Raw genomic sequence first — 15,723 nt, 5'->3', positions numbered from 1 at the left:
CGCACCGCCTCCGACCTGCGCGAAGGCCCGTGATAGCTTGCCGGGGCCAGTCGAACCCCACGACGGGGTCAGGGAATCCGGTGCGAATCCGGAACTGACGCGCAGCGGTGAGGGGGACGGGCGGGGCCACGGCCACTGGAGCACGGATGTGCTCCGGGAAGGCGTCCCGCCCGGACGAACCCGAGTCCGAAGACCTGCTGGCACCCGCGCCCGCACCGTGGCGCGGGAACCGTACGACGGGCTCCGCGGCTGGGCCCAGAGACACCGAGGTCCTTCGTGCTGCCCACGGCCACCCCCGCCCCGATACGCACCGCCGCCCTGCTCGCGGCGGGACTCCTCCTGCTGACCGCCTGCGGCGGCGACGGGAGCACCGGCACGGCCGCCGCGGGCGGCACCGCCGACGGATTCCCGGTCACGCTCAAGAACTGCGGGCGCACCGTCACCGTGCAGGCCCCGCCCGAGCGGGCCGTCTCCGTCGACCAGGGATCGACGGAGATCCTGCTCTCGCTCGGACTGGCCGACCGGCTCGCCGCCACCGCCACCTGGACCGACCCGGTCATGAAGGGGCTGGAGAAGGCGAACGCGGGCGTCGAGCGGATCTCGGAGAACCGGCCCTCCTCGGAGAAGGTCCTCGACCAGGAGCCCGACTTCCTCTCCGCGTCCTTCACCTCCACCCTCGCCAAGGGCGGTGTCGCGCCCCGCGAACAGTTCGAGCAACTCGGCGTCCCCACCTACATCTCGCCCGCCGACTGCGCGGGCAAGGACAACAGCGGTGGCGGCGACGGAGCCCGCACCGCGCCGCTGACGATGGACTCCGTCCACACGGAAGTCCGCGAACTGGCCAGGGTGTTCGGCGTTCCCGAGCGCGGCGACGCCCTGGTGAAGAAGCTCCGGGCGCGCGTGGAGCGGGCCACCGACGGCGTCGACGCGTCGGACACCTCCCTCCTCTACTGGTTCTCCGACTCCAAGGCCCCCTACCTCGCGGGCTGTTGCGGAGCCCCCGGCGTCATCACCGAGGAGCTCGGCGCGAAGAACGTCTTCGACGACACCCGCGACGAATGGCCCCGGATCAGCTGGGAGACCGTCGCCGACCGCAACCCCGACGTCCTGGTCATCGGCGATCTGACCCGTACGACGCAGACCGCCGAGAGCGCCGCGAAGAAGATCGAGTTCCTGGAGTCCAACCCGGTCACCAGGACCATGGACGCCGTGAAGAACCGCCGCTACGTGCTGCTCAGCGGACAGGCCCTGAACCCCACCATCCGGACGGTCGAGGGCCTGGAACGCGTCGCGGCCGGACTGCGCGGCTTCGGGCTCGCGGGGTGAGCACCGGGAACCGTACGGCGGCGGAGCCTGCGCCCCCGGCCGGGGAGAGGGACGCGGTGCCACCCGCCTCCCGGCCCGGCCCCTTCCGGAACGTCGCCCGCCTCGCCGTGCCGCTCTCGGCGGGCGGGATCCTGCTCCTGCTGCTCTCCGTCGCGGTCGCCGTGACCATCGGGCCCGCCCGGATCTCCGTGCCCGACGTCTTCTCCGCCGTCGCCGCGCACCTCGGGTTCGGCGACTCGGGGCTCAGCCCGATCCGGGACGGCATCATCTGGAACCTCCGCATGCCCCGCACCCTCCTCGCCGCCGTGTGCGGCGCGGGGCTCGCGGTCTGCGGCACGGTGATGCAGTCCCTGCTGCGCAACCCGCTCGCCGACCCCTTCGTCCTCGGCGTCTCCTCCGGGGCCTCGACCGGGGCGGTCGTGGTGGTCGTCCTCGGGGTCGGCGGGGGAGCTGTGTCGCTGTCGGCCGGGGCGTTCGTCGGGGCGCTGCTCTCGTTCGCCCTGGTGCTGCTGCTCAGCCACACCCTCGGCGGCTCCACCGACCGGGTCGTCCTCTCCGGCGTCGCCGCGATGCAGCTCTTCTCCGCCCTCACCTCCTTCGTCGTGATGACCTCCGCCGACGCCGAACAGACCCGCGGGGTGCTGTTCTGGCTCCTCGGCTCGCTCAGCGGGGTCGGCTGGAGCGAGGTCGTCCTCTGCTCCGCCGTCCTCGCCGTCTGCCTGGTGATCTGCCTGGCCCACGCCCGTACGCTCGACGCCTTCGCCTTCGGGCAGGACGCCGCCGCCGCTCTCGGCGTGAACGTCGCCCGCACCCGGTTCGTGCTGCTGTGCACCACCGCGCTGCTGACCGCCGCCCTGGTCAGCGCCGCCGGGGCGATCGGCTTCGTCGGCCTGGTCCTGCCGCACGCCGCCCGCGCCCTCACCGGCTCCGGGCACCGGCGGCTCCTCCCGGTCACCGCGCTCGCCGGGGCCGTGTTCCTGGTCTGGGTCGACACCCTCGCCCGGACCGTCCTGGACCCGCAGGAGGTACCGGTCGGCGTCGTCACCGCGCTGATCGGCGTCCCCGCCTTCGTCCTCGTCCTGTACCGCACCCGGAGCACGTCATGAGCCGCACCACGAACGGTCCGGAGCACGTCGTGAGCCGCACCCCGAACGGCTGTGAAGGCCTGCGCGCGGAGCGGGTCGGCCGGGAGGCGGGCGGCCGGCTCATCCTCGACGGCGTGTGCATCACCCCGCGGCCCGGCTCCACCGTCGGACTGCTCGGCCCCAACGGCTCCGGCAAGTCCACCCTGCTGCGGATCCTCGCGGGCCTCCTCGCCCCGGACACCGGCGTCGTCACCCTGGACGGGAACCCGCTGGCCGGGCTCGCCCGCCGCACCGTCGCCCGCCGGATCGCCGTCGTCGACCAGCACGCGGCCACCCAGGTCGACCTCAGCGTCCTGGACGTCGTACGCCTCGGCCGCATCCCGCACCGCCGCGCCTGGGCCGCCCCGGACCGCACCGACGAGGAAGCCGTCACCGAGGCACTGCGCCGCACCGGGCTCGACGGCCACGCCGGGCAGTCCTGGCACACCCTGTCCGGCGGTGAACGCCAACGCGTCCAGATCGCCCGCGCCCTGGCCCAGCAGCCCCGCGAGCTCCTGCTCGACGAACCGACGAACCACCTCGACATCCAGCACCAGCTGGACCTGCTCGCCCTGGTCGCCGACCTCCCCGTCACCAGCGTCGTCGCGCTGCACGACCTCAACCTCGCCGCGATGTTCTGCGACCGGATCACCGTGATGAAAGCCGGCCGGGTCGTCGCCGGCGGCACCCCGGCCGAGGTCATCACCGAGGAACTCATCGAGGACGTCTACGGGGTCGGGGCGGTCGTCACCCCGGACGGGCCCGACGGACGCCCCTCCGTACGTTTCCTGCCGCGCCGCTGAGCCCGGACGGCGCCCCACAGCCCTCCGGGCGGACCCGTGGTACGGGTCCGCCCGGAGGCCGAGGACGTGGGAGCGGCCGTGCGGCCCCTGTGGACGTGCCGGTCAGCGGCGACGACCCTGGCCGAACTCGCCACCGGCGTCCTTGCCCTTGCCCATCTCCGTGCCGTCCGCGTAGTCGATCTTCTCCTTGCGGACCTCGGCGGAGACCTCCTTCTGCTCGGTGACCCGGTTGGTCTCCAGCCGGACCCGCTCCACCGGCACGGCCTCCTTGCGCACCGTGGCGCGCTCCGCGTGCAGCGTCACCTCGACGTCCTGCTCGCCGAAGTCCGTGGTCCCGGTGGTCTTCTCACCGGGCTGCACCGGTTCGCGGACCACACGGACCTCTTCGTGGGACACGGGCACGGTCCGGGTGACCTCCTCGGTCACCACGTACTTGTGCAGCCGCGCCCTGCCGCTCTCGTACTCCTCCTTGCCCACGTGCAGCTGCTCCTCGGAGCGGATCATCTCCTCGCGGCCGCTCATGTCGGCCGACCGGGACGTGCCCGCGCCCGCCATCGGGCGTGCCGTGGTGGAGGCGTCCGTGTCGCGGTGCCTGCCCGTGCCGCTGCCTGCTCCTGCCATGCCCGCTCCCGTCGTTCCCGCGCCGGTCGTCCCGGCACTCGTGCCCGCGGTGGTGGCCTTTCCGGTCGCCCCCGCGCCGGGGGCCGGCTTCCCGGTCCCGCGGGCCGCGCCCGCCGCACCGGCGGCGCCCGCCGCCCCCATCGCACCGGTCCCGGCGACGGTCGGCGCGTCCATGCCCGCCGAGCGGTTCTCACCGAGATTGCCGGACTTCCTGGTCAGGCCGTAGTGCCGGTACAGCTCCTCCTCCTCGGCCACGGAGAGGTGCGCGTCCGCGTCGACGCGCGGTGCGTCCTTGACGCTGTCCTTCGGATGCGCGACGTGCAGGTCGGAGCCCACCCGACGGGCTCCGGCGAGCGGGACGAAGCTCTCCTTCATGCCGAACAGGCCGGTCTTGACCGTGACCCAGTCGGGCTTGCCGGTGTCGTCGTCGACGTACACCCGGCCCACACTGCCGACCTTCTCGCCGTCGTTGTCGTACACGGTCAGACCGTCGAGTTCTCCGGAATCCGTGAAACCGTCAGCGGCTCCCATAACCGATTCCTCCTCTCGGGCACGCCCTGTGGGTGGCTCCACCAGAGGTGGCGCGTCCGGATTCCATCGCGCCTCACCCGCATGGACGCTGCAACCGCCCGCCCGCCCGGATCAGGGCTCCCGGAAGCCCGGTGCGGGGCCCCGGGCCCGTGCGGCGGCACCGGGCCGCCGCAGAACCCATTAGCCCAATCGGGTGAGACCCCGGGGCCCGCATATGATCGGCGGACCGTGGCGGCCGAAGGACGGACCACCGCCGACCCGCCGAGCCACCAGGGGTGCGCCATCTCTTCCGTACGCCTCCGGCCGCCCGCGCAACGCGGCGAACTGCGCGACCGGCACGAGGACGGGCACCGGCTCCACCACCTCCTCTGGCGGCTGGGGCCCGGTGTCCGGGTCTGCAGCAGCGCCGTTCTCGGCGGCGGCATCGGCACCCGGGCCTGGATCCTCAACGCCCAGGTCCCCGGTGGCTACCCGCGCGTCGACCCGGACCGGCACCTCGCCGAGATCGCCGCCGCGGAGGGCCTCACCGGACCGGGCGCGGGGCTGATGACCGCCGCCGACGTCGCCGCGTACACGACCGGCCAGGACGGCGGAGTCACCGCGACCGTCACCGCCGGTCTCGGCGTACGGGGCTGGGCCGCGGCCCCGGACACCGCCACCCGGGCGGCGCAGGTGCCGGGGGCGGCGGAAGCCCCGGCACCCCCGCACCGGCCGGCGTCCGGGGAAGTCCCGGCGGCCCCGTTCCGGCCGGGCACCGTCAATATCGTCGTCACGCTGCCCGTCGCACTCTCCGACGCCGCCCTCGTCAACGCCGTCGCCACCGCCACGGAGGCCAAGGTCCAGGCCCTCCTGGACGCCGGACTCGACTGCTCGGGCACCCCCACGGACGCCGTGTGCGTCGCCGCCCCCGAGCCGGGGCCCGACGGCGGCGAACCCTTCGCCGGGCCCCGTTCCACCTGGGGCGCGCGGATCGCCCGCGCCGTGCACACCGCCGTGCTCGCGGGGGCCCGCACCGCACCGTGACGGGGCCCGGTCCGGCTCAGACCACGGTCACCGGATGCCGCACCACCGCGTCGAACAGATAGCCCTGCGTGTTGTGCGCGGTGGCCGCCGGCTGCGTACGCCCCGAACGGTCCGTCGCCCGCGCCAGCAGCACGGCCGGTCCCGGCTCCCTCGGCACCCAGTCGGCCGTCCAGCGCACCCAGCTCCCGGCCCGCGGCTCGTCCCGCAGCCGGACCGGCCGCCAGTGCGTCCCGCCGTCGGTGCTGACCTCCACGGCCCGCACGGGTGCCCCGCCCGACCAGGAGCGCCCGGTCAGCAGCGTGCGCCGACGGGCGGGGAACGAAGCGCCCGGGGCCAGCTCGAAGGCGCTCTTCAGCGTCTGCCGGGTCAGCGGCGCGCTTCCCCCGGGCGGATGCCCGGGGCCGAACAACCGGTAGAGGCCGGTGTTCCAGGGGGTGAGCAGCGGCTCGGCGCTCACCTCGATGTCACCGACCCACTTGATGTTGGCGATGCCCACCCACGACGGCACGACCAGCCGGACCGGGAAGCCGTGGTCGGGCGGCAGCGGCTCGCCGTTCATCTCGTACGCGAGCAGGACGTCGTCCAGGGCCTTCGCCACCGGCAGCGGACGGCGCACCCGCCCCAGGTTCACCCCGTCGGTGACGACCTCCGCGTCCAGGCCGCGCGGCAGGACGTCGACCGCGTGCCGCCCGATTCCCGCCCGGCGCAACACGTCCGCCAGCCGCACCCCGCGCCAGCGTGCCGTCCCGATCGCCCCGAGCGTCCACGCGGTGCCGCTGACCGCCTGGCCCTGCTGCGAGGTGAAGAAGCTGCGGCCGTTGCCCGCGCACTCCACGTACGCGGTGCGCGTCACCGCGGGGAGGGCCAGCAGATCCGCGAAGGTGAAGTCCACCGGGCCGCCCCTCAGGCCGTCGCCCCGGACCGTCAGCTTCCAGTCGGACCGGTCGATGCGCGGGGTGGCGGTGTGATTGCGGACGAAGAACCGGTCGGCGGGCGTGAGCAGCCCGGTGTCCCGCAGCGCGGCGAAGTTCGTCTCCGCGTTGGTGCCGCGCAGCGTGAACAGCTCCGGCGGCAGTGGTTTGACCACTCCGGGCAGCCCGCCGGCCGCCCGCGCGGGTGCGGCGACCGAGGCGAGAGGCACGGCGGCCGAGGCCGCCGCGACCAGCTTCAGCAGATCGCGGCGGTCGATCCCGGCGGAGCGCGCCCGGCCGGCGGCCCACTGCCGCATCCGTATCCGGTCGTAGGCGTCCTCGGTCGGAACCGGGCTCATGGAAGCTCCTCGCAGGTCAGGTGGGAAGGCGGGGCGGGGTGGAGGCCGAAGGGGACAGAGAGGGCTCGGGGGCGGGGTGTGCGTGCGGTTGCGGCAGGCTCGCCAGCAACTCCCGTACGAGCAGGCCCACCTGCTCCGTCTCGATGAGGAAACCGTCGTGCCCGCAGGCCGAGGAGATGGTGCGCGGGGCGTCCGCCCCCGGCAGCAGCGCGGCCAGCCGCTCCTGCTGCGCCAGGGGGTAGAGCCGGTCCGAGTCGACCCCCGCGACCAGCGCGGGCATGTCCGCCCGGCGCAGCGCGCGGGCGATCCCGCCGCGGCCCCGGCCGACGTCGTGGCCGTTCATCGCCTCGGTGAGCGTCACATAGCTGCCCGCGTCGAACCGGCGCACCAGCTTGTCCGCGTGGTGGTCGAGGTACGACTCCACCCGGTAGCGGCCGCCGTGCCCGGGCTGCTCCCCGGGCTGGGCCTCCCCGCCGAAGCGGGAGCCCAGCTCGGGTTCGGCGCGGTACGTGATGTGGGCGATGCGGCGCGCCTGCCCGAGGCCCCGGTGGGGGCCGCCGCCCGGGGGCTCCCCGTGGTAGTCGCCGCCCCGCCACCCGGGGTCGGAGCGGATCGCGCCGATCTGTACCGAGCCCCAGGCGATCTGCTCGGCGGAGGCGACCGCCGGGGCGGCGAGCACGAGCAGCGAACCGGTGCGCCCCGGCCTGCTCACCGCCCACTCCAGGGCCCGCATGCCGCCCATCGACCCGCCGACGACGGCCGCCCACCGCTCGATGCCCAGCACATCGGCGAGCGCCGCCTCGGCCGCCACCTGGTCCCGGACGCTCAGGTACGGGAACAGCGGCCCCCACGGCGTGCCGTCGGGCCCGGGGGAGGACGGTCCGGTGCTGCCCTGGCAGCCGCCCAGGACGTTGGGGGCGACGACGAACCAGCGGTCGGTGTCGACCGCGCGGCCCGGACCGACCAGCGCGTCCCACCAGCCGGGCGTCGGATGCCCCGGACCGGCGGGCCCGGCCACATGGCTGTCGCCCGTCAGCGCGTGCAGCACCAGCACGGCGTTGGACCCGTCCGCCGCCCGCTGCCCCCAGGTCTCGTACGCCAGGCGCACCCCCGGCAGCCGGACGCCGGACTCCAGGGGCAGCGGGTCCTCGATCGCCGCCCAGCGGCGACGACCGGGCGGATCCCCCTCCCGCCGACCGCCGGACGCGGGCGGGAGGGGAAGCGCGCGGTGCGGGTCCTTGTCGTTCAGGACGCCGCCTTCGCCGCCCGGAAACCCGCCTCCAGGTCGGCCTTGAGGTCGTCCACGTTCTCCAGCCCCACGGACAGCCGCACCAGGCCGGGAGTGGCACCGGTGGCGAGCAGCTGCTCCTCGGTGAGCTGACTGTGCGTGGTGGAGGCCGGATGGATGATCAGGCTCCGTACGTCACCGATGTTGGCGAGGTGGCTGAACAGCTCCACGGCGTCCACGAACCGGCGGCCTGCCTCGGCTCCATCCTTGAGTTCGAACGCCAGCACGGCCCCGGCCCCGCGCGGAAGGTAGCGCTGCCCGGCCTCGTACCAGCGGTTCGACTCCAGGCCCGCGTAGTGCACGGTCTCCACCTCGTCGCGCCGCTCCAGCCAGCGGGCCAGTTCCAGCGCGTTGGAGGTGTGCCGCTCCAGTCGCAGGCTGAGCGTCTCGACGCCCTGGAGCAGCAGGAACGCCGAGTGCGGCGAGAGCGCGGGGCCCAGGTCGCGCAGCAACTGCACCCGGAGCTTCACCGCGAACGCGCTCGGGCCCAGGTCGGGCCAGTAGCGCAGCCCGTGGTAGCTCGGGTCGGGATCGTGGAAGTCGGGGAAGCGTGTCGCGTGGGCCCCGAAGTCGAACGTGCCGGCGTCCACGACCACGCCGCCGATCGTCGTGCCGTGCCCGCCGAGGAACTTGGTCGCCGAGTGGACCACGATGTCCGCGCCGTGCTCGATCGGCCGCAGCAGGAAGGGGGTGGGCACGGTGTTGTCGACGATGAGCGGCACCCCGGCCGTGTGCGCGGTGTCCGCGACGCCCCGGACGTCCAGCACGTCGCCGCGCGGATTGCCGAGGGTCTCGGCGAAGAACGCCTTCGTGTTGGGCCGCACCGCGGCCCGCCAGGCATCCAGGTCCTCCGGGTCCTCGACGAACGTCACCTCGATGCCGAAACGGGGAAGCGTGTGACGGAAGAGGTTGTAGGTGCCGCCGTACAGGGACGGGGAGGAGACGATGTGGTCCCCGGCTCCGGCCAGCGTCAGGATCGCCAGCGTCTCGGCGGCCTGCCCCGAAGCCAGCGCGACGGCGGCGACCCCGCCCTCCAGCGCGGCGATGCGCTGCTCCAGGACGTCCTGGGTGGGGTTGTGGATGCGGGTGTAGATGTTGCCCGGTTCGGCCAGCGAGAACACGTCGGCCGCGTGCTGCGTGTCGCGGAAGACGAAGGACGTCGACTGGTAGATCGGCACCGCGCGGGCGCCGGTCGTCGGGTCCGGGGCGGCGCCGGAGTGGATCTGCTTGGTCTCGAACGACCAGGCGGCGCCGGGCTCCTGACGGTGCTGGTCCTCGGGGGTGTGGCCTGCGGTGACGGAGTCGAGGGGCTGGCTCATGTGGTTCCTCGCACGGGGCGGTGACGGCTGAATACGGACCGTAGGCCGCACCGCGCACCCCCGGAAGCGTGTCGCCCGCCCGGCCACGAACCCGCAACGGCACGTCATGCCCCGCAACACTGCGGCAACGGAGACGTCACACCCGGCCGCTCCCGGCCGCTCCCGGCCGCCGCCCCCGCGCCGGCCGGGTCGGCGCGGCGACGGAGGGCGGAGACGGAGGGCGGAGACGGAGGGTGGGGCCGGCTCAGCGGGCCGCCGGGACCTCGGCGATCGAGCGGCCCGCCCAGGCGGGCGCCGGCTCGACGAGCGCGGCCAGCCGTTCCCGTACGGGGTCCGGGAACGGGACGGTGCGGCCCGCCCGTTGGTCGACGTGGAGCGCCAGCAGCTCGCTCGTCGCCACCGGGGCGGCATCCGGCTCCGGTACGCCGTCGGGTGCGCCGACCACGTACAGCTCGTGGCTGAAGCGCGCCTTCTTCGCGTCCACGCCCAACAGGCTGGTGCGGACGGCGAGATGGGCGCCCTCGGCCACGTCGCGGAGATAGCGCAGATGCGACTCGACGGTGTAGAGCGAGCAGCCGGTGCTCTCCCGGTACCCGGCGTGCAGACCGGTCTCGATCATCATCGCGTCGGTGGCGTACCCGAAGACCAGGACGTAGAACGCCTCGCTCATATGGCCGTTGTAGTCGATCCACTCGGGCCGTACCGTCCGGTGGACCAGGGGGAGTTCCGTGGCGTCGTCGGTCACGGTCGTCTCCTCGGGGGGCGCGTGCTCGCTCACCGGGTCGCCTCCTCGGCGGTCCGGGGCAGGCGGCCCGTCGCCCGCAGGACGTCGATGACGCCCCGGTCCCGTTCGGCGACCAGATCGGCGATGCTCCGGCCACCCGCCGCCTCCTCGCAGCCGGCCACCACCGCCCCGTACAGGGCACGGTCCAGTTCCGGTGCTTCGAGCCGGGTCCAGGGCGACTTCAGCGACGGCCCGAAGTGGTCGAGCATGTGGGCCATCCCGCCCTCGCCGCCCGCGAGCGCGAAGGTCAGCATCGGGCCCATGACGGCCCAGCGCAGCCCCGGGCCCTCGGTGATCGACGCGTCGATCTCCGCCACCGTGGCCTCGCCGTTGGCGACCATGTGCAGGGCTTCGCGCCACAGGGCCTCCTGGAGCCGATTGGCTATGAAGCCGGGCACCTCGCGGTCCATGGTGATCACGGACTTGCCCGCGACTCCGTAGAAGCGCGAGGCCCAGTCGACCGCGTCGGGCGCGGTCCGTTCACCGCCGACGACCTCGACCAGGGGAATGAGGTAGGGCGGGTTGAAGGGGTGCCCGACGACGAGCCGCCCGGGGTCGGCGGCCTCGGTCTGCATGTCCGTCATCGGATAGCCGGAGGTCGACGAGGCGATCACCGTGCCGGCGGGCGCGGCGGCGTCCAGCCGGGCCAGCAGATCGCGCTTCAGCTCCAGCTTCTCGGGGGCGCTCTCCTGGACGAACTGGGCGTCGGCCACGGCCTCTTCGAGGGTCGCGGTGACGGTGAGCCGGTCCTGCGACGCTCCGGGAGCCAGTCCGAGCTGCTCCAGCGCGGGCCAGGCGGCGGCGATGAGCCGGCGCAGCCGGACGGCCGCGTCGGGGGCCGGGTCCCAGGCGGTGACGTCGTAGCCGCGGGCGAGGAAGTGCGCCGCCCAGCCTCCGCCGATCACCCCGGCCCCGACACACGCCACACGGCGTACGTCCTCCGGGGCGCAGGGGGCGGCGGGGCCGTCGGTCGCGGCGGCGGCAGAGGGGGTGACAGTCATGGGCGACACTCCAGAAAGATGGTGGGGGGAGAGCGGGAGGAGGAACGGGGGGAGAGCGGGAGGGAGAGGGGCGCTTGGTCAGGCGCGCGGGCGCAGGCCGAGCTTCGCGCGTGCCTCGTCGGGCGTGGCGACCCGGGAACCCAGGGATTCGGTGATCCGCACGGCGCGCTCCACCAACTGGCCGTTGGTGGCCTTGACTCCCTTGCCCAGGTAGAGGTTGTCCTCCAGGCCGACCCGGACGTGTCCGCCGAGCAGGATCGACTGGGCGGCCCAGGGCATCTGCATCCGGCCGAGCGCGAAGCTCGCCCACTGGGCGCCCTGCGGAAGCATGTTGACCATCGCCTGGAGGACGCCCGGGTCTGCGGGCGCGCCCCACGGAATGCCCATGCAGAGCTGGAAGACCGTGGGGTCGTCGAGCAGTCCCTCGGCGAGGAGCTGTTTGGCGAACCACAGCTGGCCGGTGTCGAAGATCTCCAGCTCGGGCCGGACCCCGAGTTCCTGGATGCGCTTCGCGCCGGTGCGCAGCATGTCGGGGGTCGAGACGTAGAGGTTGCTGCCGTCGCCGAAGTTGAGCGAACCGCAGTCGAGGGTGCAGATGTCCGGCAGCAGATCCTCCACGTGCGGCAGCCGTTCGAGGCCGCCGACCAGATCGGTGCCCGGCAGCTGCCGGAGCGGCGCCTCCGGGTCGATGACGAGGTCCCCGCCCATTCCGGCGGTCAGGTTGATGACCACATCGGTGCCGGTCTCCCGGATCCGCTCGACGACCTCCCGGTAGAGCCGCGGATCGCGGGAGGGCGCGCCGGTCTCCGGCTCGCGGACATGGATGTGGACCACGGCGGCGCCGGCTCCGGCGGCCTCGACGGCGGAGGCCGCGATCTGTTCGGGCGTCACCGGGACATGGGGGCTGCGGCCGACGGTGTCGCCGGCCCCGGTGAGGGCGCAGGTGATGATGACGTCCTGGTTCACGGGCATGCGGGAACGTCTCCTCTCGGGGAGTTCGGGGAGTTCGGGTTCGAGGGTTGGGGGTGCAGGGCTGTACGGGGCGGGCGCGGGCGTCAGTCGGTCACGGGCGCGGTCAGGGCGGCGTCCACGTGGGAGATGAGCGCGTCGTGCATGGCCTGTGCGCCGGTGCCGGGGCGGCCGGGCTCGGTGGCCAGGACCTGGGAGGCCAGCCCGTCGATCAGCGCGGTGAGGGCGAGGGCCGTACTGTCCGCGTCGACCGGACGGAACACGCCCTGTTCGATGCCGCGGCGGATCACGTCGGCGACCGTTCCCCGCCACTGGCGGTAGTACTCCACATGGAGCCGTCCGACCGTGGTGGACCGGGCGGCCTCGGCCCACAGGTCGAGCCAGACGCACCACTGCCGCCGTTGCTGTTCGGTGCGGGGCGTCTGGAGGTCGATCAGCAGGCGCAGTTCGTCCCCGGCGTGACGGGTACCGGCCGTGGCCTCGGCGCGGCGACGGGTGTCCTCGTCCATGCACCAGCGGACCGCCGCTTCGAGCAGTTCGTCGCGGCCGGGGAAGTGGTAGTGGATCGCCGCCGTGCTGGTGTGGCAGGCCGCGGCGATGTCCGCGACCCGGACGGCGTGGAATCCGCGTTCGGCGATGAGCCGCACCGTCTCCCGCACGATCTGCAAGGGCCTGCCGCCCTCCGGCGGGGGCGACGGCGACGGCGGGCGAGAGGGCGACGGGGCGCTTACGGTCGAGGGCGTCGCCGCCGGACCGCCCGCCGCGCTGCCCGTCGTGCCGCTCGCCGCACCGGGCGTCGCGTCATCGGCGGTGCCGGCCGTCGTCCCGATCAACCGGCCGACGTCCACACCGCCGATGTCCGCGATCCGGGCCAGTTCGGCGGCGGTGAACCGCCGTGTGCCGTTCAGGGAACGGGACAGCTTCGACGGATCGATCACGATCCGCCGCGCGAACTCGCGCGCGCTGACACCCGTGGCGTCGATCACCTGCCGGACCCGTGCGGCCACCTCGTCCTGCTGCATGGTCAGCCACCGTAGCCATGTGTTGAGAAAACCTCAACATCAGCAGGTGTAACCCCTGAAAAAATTAGGCGTTGTGGTTCTGACTGATGCATCAGTCAGAACCACAACGCCTTCTCATGCGCCGTTCACCCGCCCGACGGGCAGGCTCGGGATGCTCACTCCTGGACGAGCATCCCGCTCCGCAGCTTGCCCAGCATCCGGCTCAGCAGCCGGGACACGTGCATCTGCGATATCCCGAGCTCCGCGCCGATCTGCGCCTGGGTCATCTCCTGGCCGAAGCGCATGTCGATGATCCGACGCTCCCGCTCGTCCAGCTCACCGAGCAGGGGCGCGAGGGCGTGGAGATTCTCCACGGTCTCCATGGCGGGGTCCGGCTCGCCCAGCACATCGGCGAAGGTCCGCCCGGCGGTCTGGCGCGGCCCGGACTCCGCGGTGTCGGTCGGCATGTCCAGGGAGCCCGCCGTGTAGCCGTTGGAGGCGACGATGCCCTCCGTGACCTCGGACTCCTCGATGCCCAGGACCTCGGCCAGCTCCTGCACCGTGGGGTCCCGGTCGAGGTCGGCCGCCAGGGACTCCTTCGCCTTGGCGAGGTCGACCCGCAGCTCCTGGAGGCGCCGCGGCACATGCACCGCCCAGCTCGTGTCACGGAAGAACCGCTTGATCTCCCCGACGATGTACGGCACCGCGAACGAGGTGAACTCGACCTCCCGCGAGAGGTCGAAGCGGTCGATCGCCTTGATCAGCCCGATGGTGCCGACCTGGACGATGTCCTCCATGTCGCCGCTGCCCCGGTTGCGGAAGCGGTTGGCGGCGAAGCGGACGAGGGACAGGTTCATCTCGATGAGGGTGTTGCGCGCGTACTGATACTCGTGCGTGCCCTCCTCCAGGACCTGGAGACGGTCGAAGAAGAGGCGCGAGAGGCGGCGCGCGTCCATCGGGGCGACCTTTCCGGCATCCTCGATCCACGGAAGTTCCCCGGTGGCGCCCGCCTGCTCCGTACCGGCCGTCTGTGCGGTCTGTGCGGTGTGCGCGGTCATGTCCGTTCACCCTCCCTGGTTCGTGGGCCCTGAGCCCTGTTCGCCTTCCCAGGGGTATGGCTCTCATGCGTGAGACAGGGAGTTGATTCGGCCATCCGGTGCGAGTTGGCCGGAAACGGGCCCAGTTCGGCTCTGAGGCGCCGTCATGCGAGGGGCGCGCGTCACGGGACGCCGGTCAAGGGGCGTGGGGTGCGACGCGGGAGGTGTGAGGCGGGAGGCGCGACAGGAAGGGCGCACCGGGAGGAGGCGCGCGAAGGGCGCGAGCAATGAATGCGCAAACAACCGCCCCACCGGTACGGGGGAGCCCGGTGGGGCGGTCGTCACCAGAGTGCCACAGCCAGGCGGTCGTTGGGACCGGACCGGCGCGTATTGGCCTACGGATGAGTCGATTTCGCCGCTCGCCGGTTCGGGCGTACGCCGGTGCGTCCGGCCACCACGGCAGGCCGTCCTGCCGCGGGAGACGCGAGGCCGGACGGCCCGCGTTCCGATGATCCCGATCCCATGATCCCGGTCCCGATGATTGCAACACCATGAACAGCTCCGCCTCGCGGAATACCCGCCGTATCCACCGGCTTCTCCTGCCAGGCAGGTGCGCCGCACGCCACCCCGAGCACCCGCCGCCGAGAACCGCGCGATGGACGGAACGAGAACGAGGAAGACGATGACCCAGAACCACACCAGCTCCCTGACCGGTGCCCCTTCCCGGCTCCACCCGCTGGACAACCCCGCCAGGGCCTCGCTCACCGGTCCCCACGCCCACTTCGCCGAGAGCCGCGGGCGCGTCCTGCGCTATCCCGCCGACGTCACTCCCTGGATCGCGCTCCCCGACGTCCCGGACGTCCAGGACTGGGCCGACGTCGCGGGGCTCGCCGGACCGGGCGGCTCCGTCACCCTGGCCGCGTTCCAGGAGCCGCCGCCGCAGGACTGGGAGATCGTCTTCCGGGCCGAGGGCGTCCAGCTGGTCGACGCGTCGGTGGACACCGCGCCCGATCCGGAGGCGGTCCTTCTCGGCCCCCGGGACGTGCCGGAGATGCTGGCCCTGGTGGAGCGCACCCGCCCCGGCCCCTTCCTGCCGCGCACGGTCGAGCTGGGCACGTATCTGGGCATCCGTCGGGGCGGCGCGCTGGTGGCGATGGCGGGGGAGCGGTTGCACCCGCCCGGCTGGACCGAGATCAGCGGTGTCTGCACGGATGAGTCCGTACGGGGTCAGGGGCTGGCGAGCCGACTGGTCCTGGCGGTCGCGCACGGGATCCGGGAGCGCGGCGAGACGCCGTTCCTGCACGCGGCCGCCTCGAACACCGGGGCCGTCCGGCTCTACGAGTCCCTCGGCTTCCGGCTTCGCCGGCGTACGGAATTCCTCTCCGCCCTCGTCCCCGCCACGCTCCCGGCGGCGGACGGGACCCGAAGGCCCTCACTCCGCTGACCCGGCCGCCGGAACCAGGTACCCCAGGGCATCGGGTGTCGGCGGCCCGGACCCTTACGCGGACCTGGGTCCGGTGACGGGTACCCGCCACCGGCCCGGGACCAGTGGCACCCCCGGCCCGGGACCAGGGCCCCGGGCCGGGGGTGCCACTGGTCCCGGGCGGGACCTTCGGCAGCCGCTCG

Annotated in this window: 14 protein-coding genes and 1 riboswitch; of the genes, 5 read left to right on the top strand and 9 right to left on the bottom strand. The window is 73.5% G+C overall.

Features of this window, described 5'->3' with window-relative positions; all coding sequences use genetic code 11:
- The first annotated feature begins 30 nt into the window (after nt 1-30).
- A riboswitch (cobalamin riboswitch) is annotated at nt 31-217 on the top strand.
- A gap of 59 nt (nt 218-276) precedes the next feature.
- Genes OG245_RS02500 through OG245_RS02490 form a run of 3 tightly spaced genes read left to right on the top strand, consistent with a single transcriptional unit; the run spans nt 277 to nt 3,253 of the window.
- Complete coding sequence (locus tag OG245_RS02500; RefSeq protein ID WP_371621893.1) at nt 277-1,326, top strand: ABC transporter substrate-binding protein; 1,050 nt, start codon at nt 277-279, stop codon at nt 1,324-1,326.
- 56 nt (nt 1,327-1,382) lie between these two features.
- The gene (locus tag OG245_RS02495) at nt 1,383-2,432 is read left to right on the top strand and encodes a FecCD family ABC transporter permease (protein ID WP_371621892.1); all 1,050 of its coding nucleotides are present in this window, start codon (nt 1,383-1,385) and stop codon (nt 2,430-2,432) included.
- A complete protein-coding gene (locus OG245_RS02490) occupies nt 2,429-3,253 on the top strand; it encodes an ABC transporter ATP-binding protein (protein WP_371621891.1) in 825 nt (274 codons plus the stop codon). Before OG245_RS02495 ends, OG245_RS02490 begins: the two co-directional genes overlap by 4 nt.
- Nucleotides 3,254-3,355: 102 nt before the next feature.
- On the opposite strand, the gene OG245_RS02485 is transcribed toward OG245_RS02490, so the two are convergent.
- The gene (locus OG245_RS02485) at nt 3,356-4,405 is read right to left on the bottom strand and encodes a PRC and DUF2382 domain-containing protein (protein ID WP_371621890.1); all 1,050 of its coding nucleotides are present in this window, start codon (nt 4,403-4,405) and stop codon (nt 3,356-3,358) included.
- Nucleotides 4,406-4,633: 228 nt separating this feature from the next.
- Here OG245_RS02485 and OG245_RS02480 point away from each other — a divergent pair, with 228 nt between their 5' ends.
- Nucleotides 4,634-5,428: an adenosylcobinamide amidohydrolase gene (locus OG245_RS02480; protein ID WP_371621889.1), complete on the top strand. Its 795-nt coding sequence runs from the start codon at nt 4,634-4,636 to the stop codon at nt 5,426-5,428.
- Nucleotides 5,429-5,444: 16 nt separating this feature from the next.
- On the opposite strand, the gene OG245_RS02475 is transcribed toward OG245_RS02480, so the two are convergent.
- The 8 genes from OG245_RS02475 to OG245_RS02440 all read right to left on the bottom strand — a co-directional run bounded on the left by OG245_RS02475 (nt 5,445) and on the right by OG245_RS02440 (nt 14,118).
- Nucleotides 5,445-6,698 carry a sulfite oxidase gene (locus OG245_RS02475; protein WP_371621888.1) on the bottom strand — a complete coding sequence of 418 codons (1,254 nt, stop codon included), beginning with the start codon at nt 6,696-6,698 and terminating at the stop codon, nt 5,445-5,447.
- A gap of 16 nt (nt 6,699-6,714) precedes the next feature.
- Entirely contained in the window at nt 6,715-7,947 is a 1,233-nt protein-coding gene (locus OG245_RS02470) for a homoserine O-acetyltransferase (RefSeq protein WP_371627789.1), read from the bottom strand.
- Nucleotides 7,944-9,305, bottom strand: coding sequence for a bifunctional o-acetylhomoserine/o-acetylserine sulfhydrylase (locus tag OG245_RS02465; protein ID WP_371621887.1), 1,362 nt, complete (start codon nt 9,303-9,305; stop codon nt 7,944-7,946). The genes OG245_RS02470 and OG245_RS02465 overlap by 4 nt, the downstream gene beginning before the upstream one ends.
- Before the next feature lie 244 nt (nt 9,306-9,549).
- Nucleotides 9,550-10,083, bottom strand: coding sequence for a thioesterase family protein (locus OG245_RS02460; RefSeq protein ID WP_371621886.1), 534 nt, complete (start codon nt 10,081-10,083; stop codon nt 9,550-9,552).
- Nucleotides 10,080-11,090, bottom strand: a complete 1,011-nt coding sequence (locus OG245_RS02455; RefSeq protein WP_371621885.1) for a 3-hydroxyacyl-CoA dehydrogenase NAD-binding domain-containing protein — start codon at nt 11,088-11,090, stop codon at nt 10,080-10,082. Before OG245_RS02455 ends, OG245_RS02460 begins: the two co-directional genes overlap by 4 nt.
- 78 nt (nt 11,091-11,168) lie before the next feature.
- Nucleotides 11,169-12,062, bottom strand: coding sequence for a 3-keto-5-aminohexanoate cleavage protein (locus tag OG245_RS02450; protein ID WP_371621884.1), 894 nt, complete (start codon nt 12,060-12,062; stop codon nt 11,169-11,171).
- A gap of 83 nt (nt 12,063-12,145) precedes the next feature.
- Nucleotides 12,146-13,081, bottom strand: coding sequence for a TetR family transcriptional regulator C-terminal domain-containing protein (locus OG245_RS02445; RefSeq protein ID WP_371621883.1), 936 nt, complete (start codon nt 13,079-13,081; stop codon nt 12,146-12,148).
- Between the two features lie 155 nt (nt 13,082-13,236).
- Nucleotides 13,237-14,118 carry an RNA polymerase sigma factor SigF gene (locus OG245_RS02440; RefSeq protein ID WP_371621882.1) on the bottom strand — a complete coding sequence of 294 codons (882 nt, stop codon included), beginning with the start codon at nt 14,116-14,118 and terminating at the stop codon, nt 13,237-13,239.
- Between the two features lie 661 nt (nt 14,119-14,779).
- On the opposite strand from OG245_RS02440, the gene OG245_RS02435 reads away from it, so the two are divergent.
- Nucleotides 14,780-15,541: a GNAT family N-acetyltransferase gene (locus OG245_RS02435; RefSeq protein WP_371621881.1), complete on the top strand. Its 762-nt coding sequence runs from the start codon at nt 14,780-14,782 to the stop codon at nt 15,539-15,541.
- The last annotated feature ends 182 nt before the right edge of the window (nt 15,542-15,723 follow it).

Origin of the sequence: Streptomyces sp. NBC_01116, from assembly GCF_041435495.1 — a bacterium.
Lineage (GTDB): Bacteria > Actinomycetota > Actinomycetes > Streptomycetales > Streptomycetaceae > Streptomyces.
This window is presented reverse-complemented; position numbering and strand designations above follow the sequence as displayed.